At 64.6% G+C, this 18,963-nt stretch carries 19 protein-coding genes; 6 read left to right on the top strand and 13 right to left on the bottom strand.

The window, feature by feature from the left end:
• Positions 1-109: 109 nt before the first annotated feature.
• From choV to AC3WK8_RS17290, 3 genes are all read right to left on the bottom strand, one after another.
• The gene (choV, locus tag AC3WK8_RS17300; protein WP_053134036.1) at positions 110-1,288 is read right to left on the bottom strand and encodes a choline ABC transporter ATP-binding protein; all 1,179 of its coding nucleotides are present in this window, start codon (positions 1,286-1,288) and stop codon (positions 110-112) included.
• On the bottom strand, positions 1,285-2,130 hold the full coding sequence (gene choW / locus AC3WK8_RS17295; RefSeq protein ID WP_103325392.1) for a choline ABC transporter permease subunit: 846 nt from the start codon (positions 2,128-2,130) through the stop codon (positions 1,285-1,287). The genes choV and choW overlap by 4 nt, the downstream gene beginning before the upstream one ends.
• 66 nt (positions 2,131-2,196) lie before the next feature.
• The gene (locus AC3WK8_RS17290) at positions 2,197-3,144 is read right to left on the bottom strand and encodes a choline ABC transporter substrate-binding protein (protein WP_022641531.1); all 948 of its coding nucleotides are present in this window, start codon (positions 3,142-3,144) and stop codon (positions 2,197-2,199) included.
• A gap of 430 nt (positions 3,145-3,574) precedes the next feature.
• Here AC3WK8_RS17290 and AC3WK8_RS17285 point away from each other — a divergent pair, with 430 nt between their 5' ends.
• The gene (locus AC3WK8_RS17285) at positions 3,575-4,951 is read left to right on the top strand and encodes an L-serine ammonia-lyase (RefSeq protein ID WP_085594556.1); all 1,377 of its coding nucleotides are present in this window, start codon (positions 3,575-3,577) and stop codon (positions 4,949-4,951) included.
• A 417-nt stretch (positions 4,952-5,368) separates the two neighbouring features.
• The gene (gene gbdR / locus AC3WK8_RS17280) at positions 5,369-6,472 is read left to right on the top strand and encodes a choline metabolism transcriptional regulator GbdR (RefSeq protein ID WP_022641528.1); all 1,104 of its coding nucleotides are present in this window, start codon (positions 5,369-5,371) and stop codon (positions 6,470-6,472) included.
• Between the two features lie 22 nt (positions 6,473-6,494).
• Here gbdR and aac(6') read toward each other — a convergent pair whose 3' ends face one another.
• Positions 6,495-6,941, bottom strand: a complete 447-nt coding sequence (gene aac(6'), locus AC3WK8_RS17275; RefSeq protein ID WP_085594560.1) for an aminoglycoside 6'-N-acetyltransferase — start codon at positions 6,939-6,941, stop codon at positions 6,495-6,497.
• A gap of 66 nt (positions 6,942-7,007) precedes the next feature.
• Entirely contained in the window at positions 7,008-7,271 is a 264-nt protein-coding gene (locus AC3WK8_RS17270; RefSeq protein ID WP_015637320.1) for a hypothetical protein, read from the bottom strand.
• Positions 7,272-7,585: 314 nt separating this feature from the next.
• On the opposite strand from AC3WK8_RS17270, the gene AC3WK8_RS17265 reads away from it, so the two are divergent.
• The gene (locus AC3WK8_RS17265) at positions 7,586-8,014 is read left to right on the top strand and encodes a DUF4952 domain-containing protein (protein ID WP_178088026.1); all 429 of its coding nucleotides are present in this window, start codon (positions 7,586-7,588) and stop codon (positions 8,012-8,014) included.
• A 230-nt stretch (positions 8,015-8,244) separates the two neighbouring features.
• A complete protein-coding gene (locus AC3WK8_RS17260) occupies positions 8,245-9,195 on the top strand; it encodes a TIGR03899 family protein (RefSeq protein ID WP_085594564.1) in 951 nt (316 codons plus the stop codon).
• Positions 9,196-9,206: 11 nt separating this feature from the next.
• Here the strand turns inward: AC3WK8_RS17260 and AC3WK8_RS17255 are convergent, their stop codons facing one another.
• The 5 genes from AC3WK8_RS17255 to AC3WK8_RS17235 form a co-directional block, all read right to left on the bottom strand.
• Positions 9,207-10,367 carry a gamma-butyrobetaine dioxygenase gene (locus tag AC3WK8_RS17255; RefSeq protein ID WP_103325394.1) on the bottom strand — a complete coding sequence of 387 codons (1,161 nt, stop codon included), beginning with the start codon at positions 10,365-10,367 and terminating at the stop codon, positions 9,207-9,209.
• Positions 10,368-10,392: 25 nt separating this feature from the next.
• Positions 10,393-10,872, bottom strand: a complete 480-nt coding sequence (locus AC3WK8_RS17250) for a thioesterase family protein (protein WP_103325395.1) — start codon at positions 10,870-10,872, stop codon at positions 10,393-10,395.
• 84 nt (positions 10,873-10,956) lie between these two features.
• The gene (locus AC3WK8_RS17245; protein WP_103325396.1) at positions 10,957-11,922 is read right to left on the bottom strand and encodes an L-carnitine dehydrogenase; all 966 of its coding nucleotides are present in this window, start codon (positions 11,920-11,922) and stop codon (positions 10,957-10,959) included.
• 177 nt (positions 11,923-12,099) lie between these two features.
• Positions 12,100-12,987 (bottom strand): 3-dehydrocarnitine:acetyl-CoA trimethylamine transferase CdhC, encoded by an 888-nt coding sequence (cdhC, locus tag AC3WK8_RS17240; RefSeq protein ID WP_085594572.1) that lies wholly within the window; start codon positions 12,985-12,987, stop codon positions 12,100-12,102.
• Positions 12,988-13,076: 89 nt separating this feature from the next.
• Entirely contained in the window at positions 13,077-14,021 is a 945-nt protein-coding gene (locus AC3WK8_RS17235; RefSeq protein WP_085594574.1) for a choline ABC transporter substrate-binding protein, read from the bottom strand.
• A 193-nt stretch (positions 14,022-14,214) separates the two neighbouring features.
• Here AC3WK8_RS17235 and AC3WK8_RS17230 point away from each other — a divergent pair, with 193 nt between their 5' ends.
• Entirely contained in the window at positions 14,215-15,162 is a 948-nt protein-coding gene (locus AC3WK8_RS17230; RefSeq protein ID WP_022641520.1) for a GlxA family transcriptional regulator, read from the top strand.
• A gap of 257 nt (positions 15,163-15,419) precedes the next feature.
• Here the strand turns inward: AC3WK8_RS17230 and AC3WK8_RS17225 are convergent, their stop codons facing one another.
• The 3 genes from AC3WK8_RS17225 to AC3WK8_RS17215 form a co-directional block, all read right to left on the bottom strand.
• A complete protein-coding gene (locus AC3WK8_RS17225) occupies positions 15,420-15,836 on the bottom strand; it encodes a DUF3010 family protein (protein WP_103325397.1) in 417 nt (138 codons plus the stop codon).
• A 151-nt stretch (positions 15,837-15,987) separates the two neighbouring features.
• A complete protein-coding gene (locus AC3WK8_RS17220) occupies positions 15,988-16,905 on the bottom strand; it encodes a LysR family transcriptional regulator (protein WP_103325398.1) in 918 nt (305 codons plus the stop codon).
• A gap of 143 nt (positions 16,906-17,048) precedes the next feature.
• Positions 17,049-17,453, bottom strand: a complete 405-nt coding sequence (locus tag AC3WK8_RS17215) for a lysozyme inhibitor LprI family protein (RefSeq protein ID WP_022641517.1) — start codon at positions 17,451-17,453, stop codon at positions 17,049-17,051.
• 342 nt (positions 17,454-17,795) lie between these two features.
• On the opposite strand from AC3WK8_RS17215, the gene AC3WK8_RS17210 reads away from it, so the two are divergent.
• On the top strand, positions 17,796-18,773 hold the full coding sequence (locus tag AC3WK8_RS17210) for a dipeptidase (protein WP_085594580.1): 978 nt from the start codon (positions 17,796-17,798) through the stop codon (positions 18,771-18,773).
• Positions 18,774-18,963 lie beyond the last annotated feature (190 nt).

Below are 18,963 nucleotides of genomic sequence, written 5' to 3'. Positions count from 1 at the left end.
TGTGTGGCGTACCGCTACATCCGCTCCTGCAACAGGTGCAATTCGCACCTCTATTCCCCCTCAAACGACAACGCCGCGACCCAGGTCGCGGCGTTGTCGTTTGTGTCCATCAGCCCAGGTTCTTGCCGAGCAGCGCGTGGTAGAGCTCGCTGTCGCCGAGGATCCCCACCACCTTGTGGTTATCGTGGAGCACCAGCTTGTTGCCGGTCTGGTAGCGGATCTGCAGGGCCTCGCGCATGCCGATACTGGAATCCACCAGGGTCGGGCGCCGGCCCAGCTCTTCCACCGATTGCCCCGGTACCCAGTTCTGCAGGTCCAGTTGCGAGCCGTTGCGCCGGGCGCCCTTGATGGTATTGCCCTCGGCCAGGTCCAGCCAGGAGTCGCCACCCGGGTCCAGGCACACCGAGCCGTTGACCCGCTTGCAGTTGTCCAGGCTGCGCATCAGGCTGCGCCCGCACAGCACGTTCAACGGGTTGGTATGGGCGACGAAGGTGCGCACGTAGTCATCCGCCGGGTTGAGCACGATCTCTTCGGGCTTGCTGTACTGGATGATCCGCCCGTCCTTCATGATGGCGATGCGGCTGCCCAGTTTCAGGGCTTCGTCCAGGTCGTGGCTGACGAACACGATGGTCTTGTTCAGCTTGCGCTGCAGCTCCAGCAACTCGTCCTGCAGGCCCTGGCGAATCAGCGGGTCGAGGGCCGAGAAGGGCTCGTCCATCAGCAGGATGTCGGCGTCCATGGCCAGGGCACGGGCCAGGCCCACGCGTTGCTGCATGCCACCGGACAGCTCGTCCGGCTTCTTGTTGCGCCACTGGGTCAGGCCCACCAGCTCCAGCTTCTCGTCCACCAGCTTGCGCCGCTCCTTCTCGGGGCGGCCCTGCATCTCCAGGCCGAAGCTGATGTTCTCGCGCACCGTCAGCCAGGGCATCAGGGCGAACTTCTGGAACACCATGGCGATGCGCTTGGTGCGCATCATCTTCAATTCCGCCGGAGTGCAGTGGGCGATATCGATGTGCTTGCCTTCGTGTTCGACGAACAACTTGCCGCGGCTCACGGTATTGAGGCCGTTGATGCAGCGCAGCAGGCTCGACTTGCCCGAGCCGGACAGGCCCATCAGCACGCAGATCTCGCCCTTGTTGATGTCCAGGTTGGCCTTTTCCACGCCGACCACCAGGCCGGTCTGCTTGAGGATCTGCTCGCGGGTCTGGCCCTTGTCCAGCAGTGCCAGGGCTTCGCGCGGCTTGTTGGAGAAGATGACGTCGACGTCTTCGAAACGAATGATGCTCATGCCTCACCCCTTGCCGGCAGTTCCGGCTGCTTGCAGATACGGTCGAGCATGATTGCCAGCAACACGATCGCCAGGCCCGCTTCGAAGCCCAGGGAGATATCGGCGGTGTTCAGTGCGTTGACCACGGGTTTGCCCAGGCCGTCGGCGCCCACCAGGGCCGCGATCACCACCATCGACAACGACAGCATGATGCACTGGGTCACGCCGGCGGCGATGCTCGGCATCGCGTGGGGCAGTTCGATCCGGGTCAGCAACTGGCGCCGCGAGCAGCCAAAGGCCTTGCCGGCATCCAGCAGCTCTTGCGGCACGTCGCAGATGCCCAGGTAGGTGAGGCGGATCGGCGCGGCGATGGCGAACACCACGGTGGAAATCAGCCCCGGGACCACGCCCAGGCCGAACAGGGTCAGGGCCGGGATCAGGTAGACGAAGGTCGGCACGGTCTGCATCAGGTCCAGTACCGGGCGCATGGCGGTGTAGAACATCGGCTTGTGCGCGGCGAGGATGCCCAGCGGCACGCCGATGACCACGCAGACCAGGGTGGCGAAGGTCACCTGGGCCAGGGTCTCCATGGTTTCCTGCCAGTACCCCAGGTTGAGGATCAGCAGGAAGGACAGCACGACGAATACGGTCAGGCCCCATTTGCGCTGGATCATGTGCGCCAGCAGGGCAATCAGGCCGATCAGGGCCAGGGGGTTGAACCAGGTCAACGCGAAGGTCACGCCGTGAATCATGGCCTCGAGGGTGGTGGCGATCGCATCGAAGATGCTGGCGCCGTGTTTCGTCAGCCACTCGACGAAGGCCGCGATGTACTGGCCCAGGGGGATTTTCTGATCAGTGAGCATGGTAATGAACGTCCGCATGCAATGGAAAAACAGCCCGGGCGGGCCAGCCCGCCCGGCGTCAGCGACTTACTGGGCAAGCTTGGCTTTGACGGCCTCCAGGCCTGGTTTGCCATCGATGGTGGTCACGCCGGCGAGCCAGGTGTCGAGTACCTCGGGGTTTTTCTTGAGCCAGGCCTTGGCGGCCGCGTCAGGCTTCATCTTGTCGTCCAGCACGTTGCCCATCAGGGTGCTTTCCATGTTCAGGGTGAACGACAGGTTCTTCAGCAGTTGCCCGACGTTGCTGCACTCCTGGACGTAGCCCTTGCGGGTGTTGGTGTAGATGGTCGCCTGGCCGAAGTTGGGACCGAAGAACTCATCGCCACCGGTCAGGTACTTCATCTTGAAGCGGGTGTTCATCGGGTGCGGCTCCCAGCCCAGGAACACCACCGCGGTGTCGCGGCGCTGGGCGCGCTCGACCTGGCTCAGCATGCCCGCCTCGCTGGATTCGACCACCTTGAAGCCGGCGTCCTTCAGGCCGAAGGCGTTCTTGTCGATCATGCTCTGGATGGTGCGGTTGCCGTCGTTACCCGGCTCGATGCCGTAGATCTTGCCGTCCAGCTCGGTCTTGAACTTGGCGATGTCGGCGAAGTCCTTGAGGCCCTTGTCATACAGCGCCTGGGGCACCGCCAGGGTGTACTTGGCGTTCTCCAGGTTGGCGCGCACGGTCTCCACGGTGCCGGCATCGCGATACTGCTTGATGTCGTTTTCCATGGTCGGCATCCAGTTGCCGAGGAATACGTCCATGTTCTTGCCGTCGGCCAGGGACTTGTAGGTCACCGGCACGGAAATCATCGTGGTCTTGGTCTTGTAGCCCAGGGCGTTGAGCACGACGCTGGTGGTGGCGGTGGTCACGGTGATATCGGTCCAGCCGACATCGGAGAAGTTCACGGTACTGCATTGCGCCGGTTCTGCGGCCTGTGCCAGGAACGGCAGACTCAGCATGGCGGCCAGCAACAACGAGGGGGAACCTTTCATAGAGGGGGGACTCCTGGATGTTCTTCTTGGCGGCGTTCGGACCGCGCTTATTGAGTGTGGCGGTTGGTGTGTCGGGAACAGCTCTACCACCGTGCCTTGCAATCGAGTCGAGACTGATCATGTACCAGTGAAAATCTGTCGCCTACCGGGTGCGTCGTATCCAGTACAGGGAGGGTCGCATCCAGTGTCGGTGAGGTCGCATCCAGCGTTTTTGCGCAGTTTTTCCTGCGTCCGGGCGGCAAAAACGCCCGGAACCCGACCCTGGCGCCTGGCGGCGTTGGTGGGCATGAGCGAGTCGGTGTCAGACGTCGGCAAACCCGGCAAAAGCCCGATGATGCGCCCTTCTCGGCGGATTGCAGCTTGAGCGTAGCAGCTCCGTCAGTGGGCGTTTTCGGCGCCCGGACTGTGCTCATCGAGGAGTTATCCAGGCATGGCTATCAGTGTGTTCGACCTGTTCAAAATCGGCATCGGCCCGTCCAGTTCCCATACCGTCGGCCCCATGCGCGCCGCCGCGCTGTTCGTCCAGGCCCTGGGCCAACGGCAGCAGCTGGAGCAGGTGCGGCGGATCGAGGTACGGCTGTACGGATCGTTGTCGGCCACCGGCATCGGCCATGGCAGCGACAACGCGGTGATCATGGGCCTGATGGGCGAATGGCCGGACGCGATCGACCCGTCGCTGATCGGCACCCGCATCGACTTGCTGCGGGAAACGTCCACCCTGCTGCTGGACGGGCGCCTGCCGCTGCCGTTCGTCTGGTCCCGGGACATGCTCCTGCTGGAGCAGAACCTGCCGTTCCATCCCAATGCCATGACCCTGGTGGCCGAAGGCGAGGGCGGCGAACTGCATCGCGACACTTATTATTCGGTGGGCGGCGGTTTCGTCGTCGACCAGGCCCAGGCCGACAGCGGTGTGGCGGACCTGGACCGCAGCGAGCTGCCCTATGATTTCTCCAGCGCGGTAGAGCTGCTCGAACTGTGCCGCAGGCACAACCTGCGGGTGGCCGAGCTGATGCTGGCCAACGAGAAGACCTGGCGCTCGGAGGACGAAATCCGCAGCGGGTTGATGGCGCTCTGGCGGGCCATGCAGGACTGCGTGGAACAAGGCCTCAAGCACGAAGGCACGCTGCCGGGCGGGCTCAATGTACGGCGCCGGGCGGCCAAGCTGCACCGCAGCCTGCAGGAGTTGAACAAACCCAATGTGATCGGCTCGACCCTGAGCGCCATGGAGTGGGTCAACCTCTATGCCCTGGCGGTCAACGAAGAGAACGCCGCCGGCGGGCGCATGGTCACCGCGCCCACCAACGGCGCGGCGGGGATCATCCCGGCGGTGCTGCACTACTTCATGAAGTTCAGCGAGGAGGTGACCGACGCCAACGTGGTGGACTTCTTCCTCGGTGCGGCGGCCATCGGCATCCTGTGCAAGAAGAACGCCTCCATCTCCGGTGCCGAGGTCGGTTGCCAGGGCGAGGTCGGTTCGGCCTGTGCCATGGCGGCGGCAGGCCTGGCGGAGATTCTCGGCGCCAGCCCCGAGCAGTTGTGCAACGCCGCCGAGATCGGCCTGGAGCACAACCTCGGCCTGACCTGCGACCCGGTGGGCGGGCTGGTGCAGGTGCCCTGCATCGAGCGCAACGCGATCGCCGCGGTGAAGGCGATCAATGCCGCGCAGATGGCCCTGCGCGGCGATGGCCAGCACTTCATTTCCCTGGACCGGGTGATCCGCACCATGCGCGATACCGGGGCCGACATGCACGACAAGTACAAGGAAACCTCCCGCGGCGGCCTGGCGGTCAGCGCCGTGGAGTGCTGAGCCGCCAGCCGCTGCGCGCAAACGGCCCATCGGCTCGGGAGGACGCCACCTTTTAGCGCGTCGTGATTAGACAAGTGGCCCATGGCGCCGGCGGACATTCCCGTTCGTCGGCCCGTTGCGCTTTGAGTGACACTCGGCTGTGGCCTGCACGCGCGACGGCTCTACGAGTGCTACCTAACTGCTCACCGTCCTCGGTCGGCATCCGCCGGCCTTCCCCCGCGCACTGCTTATCCGCACTCAGGCAAGGGCTATATAGACGCGTCGCGACGTCGTTTTCAGGAGTTATTGAATGCCCATTCAACTTTAGGCATGGCAATTGCTCTGTGATGACCAAGCCGGTTTCCATCGAGGGACGGGCACCAATAAAAAGAGCCTCCGCCTGAGGCCATCACCCGCTTTGTGTGAGGAGATATCGCGATGACGTCGTTCAACTCCGGGGCCCAACCCCAGAACCGTGCGCCTCAATCCATCGGTTTCTTGCTGCTGGATAATTTCACGCTGATTTCCCTGGCCTCCGCAGTCGAGCCACTGCGCATGGCCAACCAACTGTCCGGTCGCGAGCTGTATCGCTGGACCACCCTCAGCGTCGATGGCGGCCAGGTCTGGGCCAGTGATGGCCTGCAAATCACCCCCGACGCCTCCATGCACAAGGCTCCCAGCCTGGATACCGTGATCGTCTGCGGCGGCATCGGCATCCAGCGCACCGTCACCCGCGAGCATGTGTCCTGGCTGCAGAGCCAGGCCCGCCAGTCCCGGCGCCTCGGCGCGGTGTGCACCGGCAGTTGGGCCCTGGCCTGCGCCGGCCTGCTGGACGGCTTCGATTGCAGCGTGCACTGGGAATGCCTGGCGGCGATGCAGGAAGCCTTCCCCCGGGTGGCCATGAGCACCCGCCTGTTCACCCTCGATCGCAACCGCTTCACCAGCTCCGGCGGCACCGCGCCGCTGGACATGATGCTGCACCTGATCAGCCGCGATCACGGCCGCGAGCTGTCGGCAGCGATCTCGGAGATGTTCGTCTACGAGCGCATCCGCAACGAGCAGGACCACCAGCGCGTGCCGCTCAAGCATATGCTCGGCACCAACCAGCCCAAGCTGCAGGAAATCGTCGCGCTGATGGAAGCCAACCTGGAGGAGCCGATCGACCTCGACGAACTGGCGGTGTACGTCGCGGTATCGCGCCGGCAGCTGGAGCGCCTGTTCCAGAAGTACCTGCACTGCTCGCCATCGCGCTACTACCTCAAGCTGCGCTTGATCCGCGCCCGGCAACTGCTCAAGCAGACGCCGATGTCGATCATCGAAGTGGCCTCGGTCTGCGGTTTCGTCTCCACCCCGCACTTCTCCAAGTGCTACCGCGAGTATTTCGGCATTCCGCCACGGGACGAGCGCATCGGTTCCAACACCACCCAGCAGGTGGCGATGATGCCGCTGCCCCAGGCCATGGTCCTGGCGCCACTGTCTGGGCCACTGTCGGCCCTGAGCCAGGCACGCAACGAGTCGACCTTCGCCAGCGTGCGACTCTAGGCGCGGTTGCAGGCAGCCCCGGTCACAGGGCTTTCTTGAAGTACACCACCCGCTCGGTTTCCTCGAAGCCGAGCGCGCGGTGCAGGGCGTGGCTGACCAGGTTGTCCAGGCTGGCGTCCGAGGCGATTTCCACGCAGCCCTGCTGCCGACCCCATTGGCTGACCTGTTCGATCAGGCGCTGGGCCGTGCCCTGGCGCCGATGCCCGGGAGCGACGTAGATACCTTCCAGAAACACCACCGGCGAGCTGTCGGTGCCATTGACGTAGTCGTGGCGCAACGACGCCTCGGCCAGGCCCAGCGTTTCACCGTCGGCGGCCTGGGCCAGCCAGCAGCCGTAGCGTGCGGGCTCGGCGAGCATCTGGCGGATTTCTTCCCGGTGTTCCTCGGGTGGGCAGTGGGGCCACAGGCCCAGGCGCAATTGCAGCCAATGGCCGGGATCGGCGGCTTGGCCGGGCAGGATACGGATCATGGGCGGTTGCCTGTGCAGTACAAAGAGGTGCGTACTCTAGCAACCGGCCCACGGCCCCGGGGCGATTCAGGCGCGTTTTTGCTGTTGGTACTCGGCCAGGGCCGGCAGCAACTGGCGATCGATGGCCTGGCGCACGGCAGGAAGAATGGTCGCGTTGCCGGTGAGCATCTGCTCGACCATGCCCTTGAGGGCCTTGGCCCGGGCATCGCTCAGCCCCCGAACCGCACATTCGCAGGCCTGCTCGGCACTGGCGCCTGCGGGCATCTCGAAACCCAGGGCCCGGAGTTGCCCCAGCAGGTCGTCCTGGTCAATCAAATCCGCATGCATCATGGCGCTTGTCCTTGTTCAGGGAGTGGGGTCGCCAGCCGATTCTGGTAGGCCGTCCGGGTGGCGGCAAGGGCAGATTGTCGCGATGGCCCGTTTACCTATGAACAGGTCGTTTTCGGCTAAGTCGATGGCCATGGCCGGTTGCCACAGCGTTGGGAAAAGGCGGCGCAATCAAGTCTTGCGGCGCTTGCTTGTGAGGCCTCGGGCTTGCCTGAAGGGTGGGGTAATGAGCGCTCCTGCTACGCAAAGACACTCTGTGCAAGCACTGGGTGTTCGGTAGGATGGCCGCCGAGTGGCACACCATGGAGCTGGAGTGGATGAAAGTGATGTTCAGAATGGGGTTCGCCTGGTTGTTGTTGATGGTTTCCAGCGCTGCTCTGGCAGCTCCCGAGTGTGGCGATTTTCTGCAGGCCATGACCGATCCACCGAAGTCCCTGGAGTTTTTCCGTTGTGAGTCGAAGCCCCAGGATCAGGGCGCACCGCTGACCGCCAGTTACCGGGTCAAAGGTAAGGATGCCCATGAGGTAGAGCGCTATCTGCAGCGGGAGTTGGGGGTTCAGGAGGGGCTCAGGTTTGTCTGCTGCGGCTGGGAAACGAAGGGTTTCATTTTCTATAGGGATAAAAAGACCGGGCGTAATTACCAGATTGGCATGGGCTCTGAAGAGACGCCCTACAACCAGCGCCAGGATTGGCACAAGATCGGCTATTTCTATGTGACGGTGGTGCTGTATACCGAGGACATCTGAAGGCGTGGCTGTGGCCCTATTACCTATGAGCAGGTCGCTCTTGGCTAACTCGCGGGAAGGCAGAGTGGGCAGACTGGAGCCAGCTCGCGTCGTGTCGGTTTGGTCACCTTCTCACCGCAGCTCCTCAGCAGTAGTCCCTGCCTCGATCCTGTCACGGCTTGATCGGGGCTTTTTTATGCGCTTGGCGGTTATGCGATAGTGCGCCTGGTTCAACTTTCGCGAGATTGCCCATGGATGAGGAAGCGCCAGTGTCGGACAAGGTACTGAACAAGCTGATCGAGACGATTTCCAACGGCTGCGGCCACCTGTACCGGCCCATCGGCCTGCGTCGTGATGCCGATGCCCAGGCCTATAGCGTGCTGAAGCTGGGCCAGGCCAGGACCGAAGCGGAAATCCAGCGTGAAGAGGCGTTGCTGGCGGCGGACCACCAGCGCCGTTCGGTGATGCTCCAGCATGAGGAAGAGCTGGCCCGGCGCAGCGCCAAGCGCAGGTTGCACCAGGAGCTGTTGAAGCAGGAAAACCTCGAGCGGATCTTTGCCCAGGCCCTGGAAAACCCTCCCGAATCGGCGGACGAGCAAAGTGTCGACCAGGATTGGCTGACCGACTTCGTCGAGCGTGCGCAGAAGATCTCCTCGCAGCAGATGCAGGCGCTGTGGGCCAGGATCCTGTCCCTGGAAGTGGGCAATCCGGGCAGTTTTTCCGTGCGTGCGATGGACGTTCTCAAGAGCATGACCGCCGCCGAAGCGAACGCTTTTCGCAAGTTGTGCGCGATCGCCAGCAAGCTGGGCAAGGGCAGTGCCCCGGTGGTCCTGGTCAATGGCCGACGCAAGCTGCGCTGGTTCAATGCCCTGGCAGACATCGATTTTCAAGACCTGGAATTGCACCGCTGTGGCATTCCCCTTACAGACCAGCTCGCACTCCAGGCACTGGGCCTGATCCATGCCAAGGAACTGTGCATTTCCGATCTGCCAGCGGCCACCGTGCTGGACTTCGACCTCTACTCGAAGTCCCTGCGGGTTGAAGTGTTGAAGAACAAGTCGACCCTGGCCTTCATCAACTTCACCGGCGTGGGCGCCGAGCTTTACCAGCTCGTGGATGAGGAGGTGAACCCCAAGTACGTCGAGTTGCTCCAGGACAAGTTGCAGAAGGTCGCCAAGGTCGAACTGATCGACCGTCCCTGAGCGTTGGCCGCTCAGCGTTGCAGCACCAGGATCCTGGACAGCAGTTCGTCACGGTCGATGTAGCAGCCCTGGAAGTGCCGGGCGCCGCTGGCCGGGTCGAAAGCATTGCGCGCATGCAGGGTACGCCGATTGTCGAAGCACCACAGCTGCCCCGGTTCCAGGCGCCGCACCATGCGAAAGCGCGCCTGGCGGGTCAGGGCGATCAGGTTTCGATAGGCGTGGTACAGGCGGGGCATCTGTTCTGGCGCTGCATCGAAGGGGCCGCGCAGGAAGTTGGCCATGCGGATCTCCGCCACCTGGCCCAGGGCGTCCCGGGCGATGATCGGCGCCAGGCAGCGATAGTCGCTGTGGCGATCCTTGTTGCGAAATTCCACGGGGATTTCGCACAGGGTGCGAAACGCCTCGGGGTCTTCCCGGCGCAGGGCATCGGCGATGGCGAAACCGTCGACGAAGATGCTCTCGCCGCCCTCCGCGTCGTTCACCAGGCAGTGCAGGAACTGCAAGCCCGGTTGCAGCTCACGAGTGGGCAGGTCGCTGTGCAGCGGCAGGTTGAAGGCAGTGTAGGCATTGCTATCGGCATCGGCCTTGGATTGCACGTTGAACAGCACGCCGAAGTTGCTTTCACGGATGAACGAGATCCGCCGGGCAATCGCTGCCAGCGCCCCGGGTTCGGTCGGCGCCCCCCGGACCTGGGTCAGGCCGATATCGCGCACCGCCAACAGCCATTGCAACAACGCTTGGGGATCGTCCATCACCGCCTGGTATTCGAAGACCGGCAGTTGCAGGCTGCTGTCCCATAACCGGCTGTGGGCCCTGGCTACGCGGCGCTCCTCGCGCGACTGCGGGTCATAGGCGTGGGCCCGCAACCAGCCTGGGTCGAAACGGCTCTGGTGGCCGTCCTGCCAGATCACTTGCAGGCAACCCTGGTGGTCGATTTGCGCTCTGGAGCACGCCAGGTCCTCGGGCACATCGAGGATCTCCAGCACCTGCTCGCGGGTCACCGGATAGACGCATTGGGGGCAGGAGCAGTTGTCCCGCAGCCAGGGGTGGTGGAAGGGGCTCCAGCGACCGTCGGCCCACTGCACCAGGACCTGGTCCGGCAAGGCCTGGACGGTGGCCAGCGCGCTGACCAACGGATAGCTGCGGTAGTCGGCAAAGGCGGCGGTGTGCACGGCGATCTCCTTTTCGGGTTGGGGGTTACTTCTGCGCGGGCAGGCCGATCACCCGGCCGATCCAGGCCGGAGGTGGCAGGTCCGCCTGTGCGGCTTGCAGGGCCGCAAGCCGTTGCCGCACGGCGTCGGTGAACGGCGCCGAATGCGGCCCGGCGAGGTCGACGTGGAGCAGCATCTGTTCGTTGCCGGCCAGCTCCCGGGCATCACCGGCCTGGTGCAGGCTGTGGTACAGGTGCAGGCGCTTGTGGTCGTGGCCGATGATCTGGGTGCGTACTTGCACCTCGGTGTCGAGCTTCACCTCGTGCAGATAATTCAGGTGCAGCTCCAGGGTGAACAGCGAGTGACCGCTGGCCTCGCGGTTGTCGCTGTCCAGCCCCAGGCAGTCCATCAGGGCATCGGTGGCATAGCTGAAGATCAGCAGGTAGAAGGCATCGCGCAGATGGCCGTTGTAGTCGACCCAGTCGGCGCTGATGATGCGGGTGTTGTAGGTAGTCAGTGCAGGCATGGCAGGGGCTCGGGCAAGGGGCAGTGGAATCCCGGGGCCGCTGCCGAAGGCCCCAAGGCGCCCGGCAGTGGCTTGCAGGAGGCGTTATTCGCTGAAACTCATGCCGTGCCTGGCCTTGGTGGTTTTCACCGCCTCCAGCACCGCCAGCAGGCAGTCGTCGCGATAGCGCTCCAGGGCCGAAATGCTGTGCGTGCCCAACTGCTCGGCGGTGCCTTCGACCACGTCGTCGATCAGCTTGTCGGTCAGCTCCGGGGCTGGCAGGTAGGTCCAGGGCAGTTGCAGCGCCGGGCCGAACTGGGCCATGAAGTGGCGCATGCCAGCGTCGCCGCCCGCCAGGGTGTAGGTGAGAAAGGTGCCCATGAACGACCAGCGCAGGCCGGCGCCAAAGCGGATCGCATCGTCGATTTCCCCGGTGCTCGCCACGCCGTCGTTGACCAGGTGCAGGGCCTCGCGCCACAGCGCTTCGAGAAGACGATCGGCGATGAACCCCGGGACTTCCTTGCGCACGTGCAACGGGCGCATGCCCAGGGATTGGTAGACCTGGATCGCCGCTTGCACGGCCTCTGGCGCGGTGCGCTTGCCGCCCACCACCTCCACCAGCGGCAGCAGGTACACCGGGTTGAACGGGTGGCCCACCACGCAGCGTTCCGGGTGGGTCGAGCCTTCGTAGAATTCGCTGGGCAGCAGCCCCGAGGTGCTGGAGCCGATCAGCGCATCGGGCTTGGCCGCCGCGCTGATCTTGCTGTGCAGCTCCAGCTTGAGTTCCAGGCGTTCCGGGGCGCTTTCCTGGATGAAGTCCGCGTCACGCACGCATTCCTCGATGGTCGCCACGAAACGCAGGCGGTCCTGGGAGGCACCGGGCGCCAGGCCGTTCTTCTGCAGTGCGCCCCAGGCATTGGCCACCCGCTGGCGCAACGCCGCCTCGGCGCCTGGAGCCGGGTCCCAGGCCACTACGTCCAGGCCATGGGCCAGGGCGCGGGCTACCCAGCCGCTGCCGATCACGCCACTGCCCAGGGCAGCGAAGGTCTTGATGTCGGTGATAAAACGCATGGCAATGTCCTGATGGTCAAAAAATGGAGGTATCTGTAGCCGCTGTCGAGCCTGCGAGGTTGCGTCCGGCGGCGTAGCCGTCGTGAAGCCGGACGGCGCGGTGTGCCAGGTAACCCATGGTTGCTGTTTTGGCGGCTGAGTTGCCGCCGTGCGCAGCCTCGTACAAGGCCGGAATGGTCAGCCGCGCTTGTTCAGGCCCATCTTCCGGCGGCCCTCGGCCGGGGTCAGGACCCGTGCTCCCAGGCGGCTGAGGATCTCGCTGGCGCGCTCCACCAGTTGGCCGTTGGTCGCCAGCACGCCCTTGTCCAGCCACAGGTTGTCTTCCAGGCCGACTCGCACGTTGCCGCCCAGCAGCACGGCCTGGGCGGCCATCGGCATCTGCATGCGGCCGATGCCGAAGCCGGCCCAGACCACGTCCGGCGGCAGGTTGTCGACCATGGCCTTCATGGTGGTGGTATCGGCCGGGGCGCCCCAGGGAATGCCCAGGCACAGCTGGAACAGCGGGTCGTCCAGCAGGCCTTCCTTGATCATCTGCTTGGCGAACCACAGGTGGCCGGTATCGAAGATCTCCAGCTCGGCCTTCACCCCCAGTTCCTGGATACGCTTGGCGCCGGCCCGCAGTTGGGCCGGGGTCGAGACGTAGATGGTGTCGCCGTCGCCGAAATTCAGGGTGCCGCAGTCCAGGGTGCAGATCTCCGGCAGCAGCGCCTCGACGTGGGCCAGGCGCGCCAGCGGGCCGACCAGGTCGGTATTGGGGCCGAACTCGGTGGGGCGTTCCCCCGGGCCGATTTCCAGGTCGCCGCCCATGCCGGCGGTGAGGTTGACGATGATGTCGACGTCGGCCTCGCGGATGCGCTCCATGACTTCGCGGTACAGCGCCACGTCGCGGCTGAACTTGCCGGTCTGCGGATCGCGGACGTGGCAGTGGACCACGGTGGCCCCGGCCTTGGCGGCTTCTACCGCGGCGGCGGCGATCTGCTTGGGGGTGATGGGTACATGGGGACTCTTGGCGGTGGTATCGCCGGCCCCGGTGAGTGCGCAAGTGATGATGACGTCGTGGTTCATGGTGCAATTTCCTTACAGGCGTGTTTGCTGGGGGCGTGGCGCTGCCGTACGCGGCCCTGGCGGGCGGCGCGACGGCACAGGTCTTCAGGTCATTGGCGGGTCAGTTGCAGGTGCTCGATGGCCGGCTTGCCGTCGAAGGTGGTCACCCCGTCGAGCCAGCGCTGCTGGTCTTGCGGGTGATCCTTGAGCCACTGCCGGGCGGACTCCAGGGCGTCCTTGTGGTCCAGCAGCGGCTGCATCATGCGGCTCTCGTCCTCGGCGCTGAAGGTCAGGTTGGCCAGCAGCCGGCTGACATTGGGGCACTGCTGGGCGTAGCTGGGGGCGGTGACCGTCCAGACCGTGGCCCGGCCTTCATCGGGCCCCAGGGCGTTGTCGCTGCCGGAGAGGTAGGTCATCTGCACGTTGACGTTCATCGGGTGCGGCGCCCAGCCGAAGAACACCACCGCCTCCTTGCGCCTTACCGCGCGGTCCACCGCGGCGAGCATGCCGGCCTCGCTGGACTCCACCAGCTGGAACTTGCCGAGGCCGAACTGGTTCTTGGCGATCATCGCCTTGATCTGGGTATTGGCACCGGAGCCGGGCTCGATGCCGTAGATCTTGCCGCCCAGCTCCTTCTCGAACCGGGCGATGTCGGCGAAGCTCTTCAGGCCCTTGTCCGCCAGGTAAGTGGGCACGGCGAGGGTGGCGCGGGCGTCTTTCAGGCTGGGCTGGTCGAGGACCTTGACCTGGCCGGCCTCGACGAACGGGGTGATGGTCTGGGTCATCAGCGGGTTCCAGTAGCCCAGGAACAGGTCCAGGCGCTGGTCGCGGATGCCGGCGAAGATGATCTGCTGCGAGGCGCTGGTCTGCTTGGTCTTGTAGCCGAGGCCGTCGAGCAGGACCTGGGCCATGGCGCTGGTGGCGATCACGTCGGTCCAGTTGACCACGCCCAGGCGCACGTTCTGGCAACTGGCGGCATCGGCGGCCATGGTTCCGGAGCTGAACAGGAGGGTACCGCTAAGAGCCAGGACGCAACGGCTGATCAGTCGTTTCATGAGGGTTTCCTCGGCAGGTCGTTATTGTGGGCCCGGCGTCTTCGTGCGCCGGTGATGCCACGTTACGCAGCTGGCGGGTTGCGAAAACGCACAGCGGCGACCGGCTCTTGCACTGCAGCGACCTCGAGTCTTGAAGCCACCCGGGAAACGGCGTATCACAATGGCCACGCCGCCCGTCCTCCGAGTGCGTCCCATGTCCCAGGATTTCTACTTCTTGCTGCTGCCGGGGTTCTCGGCCATCGGCTTCATCTCGGCCATCGAGCCTTTGCGGGTGGCCAACCGCTTTCGCGGCGGGCTGTATCGCTGGCATGTATTGAGTGTGGATGGCGGGGCGGTGCTGGCCAGCAACGGCATGTCGGTCAACGCCGATGCCGCGCTGGAGCCGTTGAAGAAGGGCGCTACCTTGCTGGTGGTGGCCGGGTTCGAGCCGCTGCGGTCCTTCGGTGCGGCCCTGGAGCACTGGCTGCGGCGCCTGGATGGGGAAGGGGTGACCCTGGGCGGGATCGACACCGGTAGCGTGGTGCTGGCCGAGGCCGGGCTGCTGGAAGGGCACCGGGTAGCCTTGCACTGGGAAGCGATCGACGCCTTCAAGGAGTCTTATCCACAGCTGAGTGTCACCCAGGAACTGTTCGAGATCGACCGCCGGCGCATCAGCTCGGCTGGCGGTACGGCGTCCATCGACATGATGCTCGACCTGATCGGCCAGGCCCACGGCCCGCAGCTGGCGATCCAGGTCAGCGAGCAGTTCGTGCTGGGGCGCATCCGTCCGCGCAAGGACCACCAGCGCATGGAGGTCGCCAGCCGCTACGGCATCAACAACAAGAAACTGGTGCAGGTGATCGGCGAGATGGAGCAGCACAGCGAGCCGCCCCTGAGCACCCTGGCCCTGGCCGAGTCGGTGAAAATCACCCGGCGCCAGTTGGAGCGCCTGTTTCGCCTGCACCTCAACGACACGCCGAGCAATTTCTACCTCGGGCTGCGCCTGGACAAGGCCCGCCAGTTATTGCGCCAGAGCGACCTGAGCGTGCTGGAAGTGAGCATCGCCTGCGGTTTCGAATCGCCGTCCTACTTCACCCGCAGCTACCGCGCGCGGTTCACTCGCTGCCCCCGGGAGGACCGACAACACAGCCAGAAGGCCTGAGAGCTTGTCCACGATCTGCTGCGCTTAGCCCATGGGGCGTTCAAAAAGGCTTTGAAATGCTCAATCAGGACCCTGAATTGCGCTTTCTCAGGCATTTTTGCCTGGTCTGAACGTCGCTCGCTAGACCGTGAGCAGGCTCTGAGCTGCCCTATTGGTGGGCGCGAAGCGGGCGCGCGATGCAGGCAACCCGTTGGGTCAGGCCGTACGCCTAGCGGGCCAGTCGGATCGCCGCCCGCTCGCTCCTACAGATACGCGGACTACTTCTTCAGCAGCGCCGCGCAGGCCGCCTTGTAGGCCTCGTGCTGGTACTTGTTGAGGCTCGCCGGCAGCTCGTAGCCGTGCTTCTTGTACTGGGCGTTGATGGTCTGGGGCGACAGCAGCGTCACCTCGCAATTCTCCAGCAACTGGAACACGCCCTCGATCTTGAAGGTGGTGGGGCCACCGGCGAACTCGCCTTTCTTGCTGCGCTTCTTGATGGCGATCCGGGTGATGCCCTGCTCGCGGACAAAATCCCGCACCTGGGCGGCGAAGGTGCGCACGTTGGCCGCTTCATCGTCGTCTTCCAGGGCGATCTTCTTCACGGCGATGGCCTGGTGTTCAAGCGTGCCGCCTTGCAGGGAGGCGAGGGCGAAGATGGCTTCGCTGCCCTTGATCTCGATACCGCAAATGCTCATGGAGAATCCTTGTGAAAGTCGTTGGCTGGCGCGCAGCTTACAGCTCCAGCTGGTCGGCGCGAATGCCGAATGCCGAATGCCGAATGCCGCGGCGCGGCCGAGACTTGTATTTCCTCCACGACAGAAGCTTGTCCCTTTGTTGCCCCTCTCTCTAGCGGGCGGGTGGCGGTCCGCGACGGTCCATTTCGTACACCCGGCTGTGCAGCAGGCGCTCCTTGAGCCAGGTACCGGCCTGGCCCAGGGGGCTTTGGCGTGCCCAGAGCAGATCGACGCCTACCTGCCAGTCGCCGTGGAACGGGTCGGCCAGGTGCAGTTCCACCAGTTCGCCCCTGGCCAGCTCGCGCAGGACCAGTTGCCGGGGCAGGGCGGCCCAGCCGAGCCCGGCACGCAGCATCTCCAGCAGTGCGTGTTGGTCTTGTACCTGCCACAGCCGCAGGCAACGCAGGTACTCGCTGCTGGGGGGCTGTTGGCTGGGCAGGCTGGAGGCGCACAGGCGCCGGTGCTGCTGCAAGTCGTCGGCGCTCAGAGGGTTGCGCTGCGCCAGGGGATGGTCCGGGCGGCAGGCATGCACCAGGTGCAAGCGGCCCACTTGCTGGAACTCCAGCGCCTGGGGATAGCCAGTCGCGGACAAGGCCAGGCCCAGTACCGCTTCGCCGCGGGCTACCAGTTCGCTGGCACTGCTGGAGTAAGGCTGGCGCAGCAGCAGGTCAACCTGGGGGAACGCCTGCTCGAACTCGCGCAGCAGCGGCAGCAGTGGGCCGCAAGGGGCCTGGATCGCCAGCGTCAGTTGCGGCTCCGGCTCCTGGGACAAGCCATCGGCGCTGGCTTGCAGGTCCTGGCAGCGTTCCAGCACCGTCTCGGCCTGCAGCAGGATTTTCCGACCAGTGGCGGTCAACGCCGGGCTGCGAGTGCTGCGGTCGAACAGCTCCACCTTCAGGTCGTCCTCCAGGTTGGCGATGGCCAGGCTGACGGTGGACTGGGTCTTGCCCAGCCGGCGCGCGGCGGCCGAGAACGAGCCGGTGCGGGCGGCCTGGACGAACATCTGCAACTGATCCAGTGAAAAATCCATGGTGTCCCCCAATCCCTGGGCAAAAGCCCCTGGCCCTGCGTTGAACAGGCTGGCAGTCCAGGCTTTGCAGGGTATTCAAGCACAGCCTTGCGGCTCGCGAAGGGGCGGGGACGCTGGCGCGTCCCCGGATCGGCGCCAGGGGATCACTCCTGGGCGATGGACTCGATGAACTCCGAACGCTCGTCGCTCATGCGCGCCAGGCAATCGTTGCTGGCGATGTTGTAGGCCTTGCTGCCAGGCTTGGCCGGGAAGGACTCCACGGCGCAGTCGGCGTCGCGCTGCTTCTGCCACAGCTGCTGGGCGTTCTTGACCTTGGCGGTGATGTCGCCCAGCTGCGCCTTGTCGTTGCCATACAAAGTGCCCAGGCGTTCCAGCAGGCTCTGCACATTGTCGTTGAGCAGTTGCTCGGCGGTGGTCCTGTTATAGGTCGCGCATTCCAGGGTCTGCACGTCGTTTTCCACGCCGTCGCAGGGCGAGCCGTCGGCCTCTTCGGCAGCCTGGGCGCCGCTCGCCAGCAGTATCAGGGCCAGGAAGATCGGTTTCTTCATTGCAGCGCTGCCTCTAATCCGGTGAAGCCTTGGTTGAAGCGGCGAATTCTGGCCCAAGGTTCGAGCAAAGAACAGAGCCTGCCCCGGGCCGCGTGAAAACTCCCGCCCAGGCCCAGCAGGCAATGCCCATCCAGGCCCCTGGCCCGTGCCTTCGCGCCTGTTCGTGTCTGCTCTGGCGCGGTTTTCGCGAAGCCTGGCATGGCGCTTCGTCGGCGCTTGACGCTTTCGGCAAACCCCCTGTCGTTTTTGCACCGGGGCGCCCTGGCCCTCAGGCATATGCTGGCCCCAAAGCGCCGGCAGACGATTCGGCGCAGGAATCGCCAGATAAAAGGGGACAGCCTGATGAGCCCAGCCGAACTGCACGCCGACAGCATCGTTATCGACGGATTGATCATCGCCAAATGGAACCGCGAACTGTTCGAGGACATGCGCAAGGGTGGCCTGACCGCAGCCAACTGCACGGTGTCGGTCTGGGAGGGCTTCAAGGCCACCGTCGACCAGATCGCCGCCAGCCAGAAGCTGATCCGCGACAACAGCGACCTGGTGATGCCGGTGCGCACCACCGCCGACATCCGCAAGGCCAAGGAACTGGGCAAGACCGGCATCCTCTTCGGCTTCCAGAACGCCCACGCCTTCGAGGACCAGATCGCCTACGTGGACGTGTTCAAGCAGTTGGGCGTGGGCATCGTGCAGATGTGCTACAACACCCAGAACCTGGTGGGCACCGGCTGCTACGAGCGCGACGGCGGGCTGTCGGGTTTCGGCCGCGAGATCGTCGCCGAGATGAACCGCGTCGGCATCATGTGCGACCTGTCCCACGTCGGCTCCAAGACCAGCGAGGAAGTCATCCTCGAATCGAAGAAGCCGGTCTGCTACTCCCATTGCCTGCCTTCGGGCCTGAAAGAACACCCGCGCAACAAGTCGGACGCAGAGCTGAAGTTCATCGCCGACCACGGCGGCTTCGTCGGCGTGACCATGTTCGCGCCGTTCCTGGCCAAGGGCATCGACTCGACCATCGACGACTATGCCGAGGCCATCGAGTACACCATGAACATCGTCGGTGAAGACGCCATCGGCATCGGCACCGACTTCACCCAGGGCCACGGCCAGGACTTCTTCGAGTACCTGACCCACGATAAGGGCTACGCCCGGCGCCTGACCAACTTCGGCAAGATCATCAACCCGCTGGGCATCCGCACCGTGGGCGAATTCCCCAACCTCACCGAGACCCTGCTGGGGCGCGGCCACTCCGAGCGCGTGGTGCGCAAGATCATGGGCGAGAACTGGGTGAATGTACTCAAGGACGTCTGGGGCGAGTGATGAACACCCCCGGAGCCTGCTGCGCCCACCGATAGCTGCGTCGCGTCCTCGCGACAGGCTCGCCGTACATGCGTACTGCCCTCGCCTGTCGCTGCGGGACTCCTTGCTCTCGGTGTGCTCACGACGGCTCCAGCGGTATTCACGCGAATTTTTTCCATGCAAAGCCAAGGCTTTGCCAAGCCAAGAATGA

The organism is Pseudomonas sp. FW507-12TSA, assembly GCF_058781435.1.
Note: the sequence above shows the minus strand (reverse complement) of the source record. Positions and strands in the feature narration are given on the sequence as shown.

Coding starts and splice junctions, on each gene's coding strand:
- AC3WK8_RS17250 (WP_103325395.1), bottom strand. CDS start 10,872: ATGCCTGCACTGACTACCTACAACACCCGCATCATCAGCGCCGACTGG.
- AC3WK8_RS17220 (WP_103325398.1), bottom strand. CDS start 16,905: ATGGATTTTTCACTGGATCAGTTGCAGATGTTCGTCCAGGCCGCCCGC.
- AC3WK8_RS17225 (WP_103325397.1), bottom strand. CDS start 15,836: ATGAGCATTTGCGGTATCGAGATCAAGGGCAGCGAAGCCATCTTCGCC.
- AC3WK8_RS17270 (WP_015637320.1), bottom strand. CDS start 7,271: ATGATGCATGCGGATTTGATTGACCAGGACGACCTGCTGGGGCAACTC.
- AC3WK8_RS17210 (WP_085594580.1), top strand. CDS start 17,796: ATGAGCCCAGCCGAACTGCACGCCGACAGCATCGTTATCGACGGATTG.
- AC3WK8_RS17235 (WP_085594574.1), bottom strand. CDS start 14,021: ATGAAACGACTGATCAGCCGTTGCGTCCTGGCTCTTAGCGGTACCCTC.
- AC3WK8_RS17265 (WP_178088026.1), top strand. CDS start 7,586: ATGAAAGTGATGTTCAGAATGGGGTTCGCCTGGTTGTTGTTGATGGTT.
- AC3WK8_RS17290 (WP_022641531.1), bottom strand. CDS start 3,144: ATGAAAGGTTCCCCCTCGTTGTTGCTGGCCGCCATGCTGAGTCTGCCG.
- choW (WP_103325392.1), bottom strand. CDS start 2,130: ATGCTCACTGATCAGAAAATCCCCCTGGGCCAGTACATCGCGGCCTTC.
- cdhC (WP_085594572.1), bottom strand. CDS start 12,987: ATGAACCACGACGTCATCATCACTTGCGCACTCACCGGGGCCGGCGAT.
- AC3WK8_RS17215 (WP_022641517.1), bottom strand. CDS start 17,453: ATGAAGAAACCGATCTTCCTGGCCCTGATACTGCTGGCGAGCGGCGCC.
- AC3WK8_RS17260 (WP_085594564.1), top strand. CDS start 8,245: ATGGATGAGGAAGCGCCAGTGTCGGACAAGGTACTGAACAAGCTGATC.
- AC3WK8_RS17285 (WP_085594556.1), top strand. CDS start 3,575: ATGGCTATCAGTGTGTTCGACCTGTTCAAAATCGGCATCGGCCCGTCC.
- gbdR (WP_022641528.1), top strand. CDS start 5,369: ATGACGTCGTTCAACTCCGGGGCCCAACCCCAGAACCGTGCGCCTCAA.
- AC3WK8_RS17230 (WP_022641520.1), top strand. CDS start 14,215: ATGTCCCAGGATTTCTACTTCTTGCTGCTGCCGGGGTTCTCGGCCATC.
- choV (WP_053134036.1), bottom strand. CDS start 1,288: ATGAGCATCATTCGTTTCGAAGACGTCGACGTCATCTTCTCCAACAAG.
- AC3WK8_RS17245 (WP_103325396.1), bottom strand. CDS start 11,922: ATGCGTTTTATCACCGACATCAAGACCTTCGCTGCCCTGGGCAGTGGC.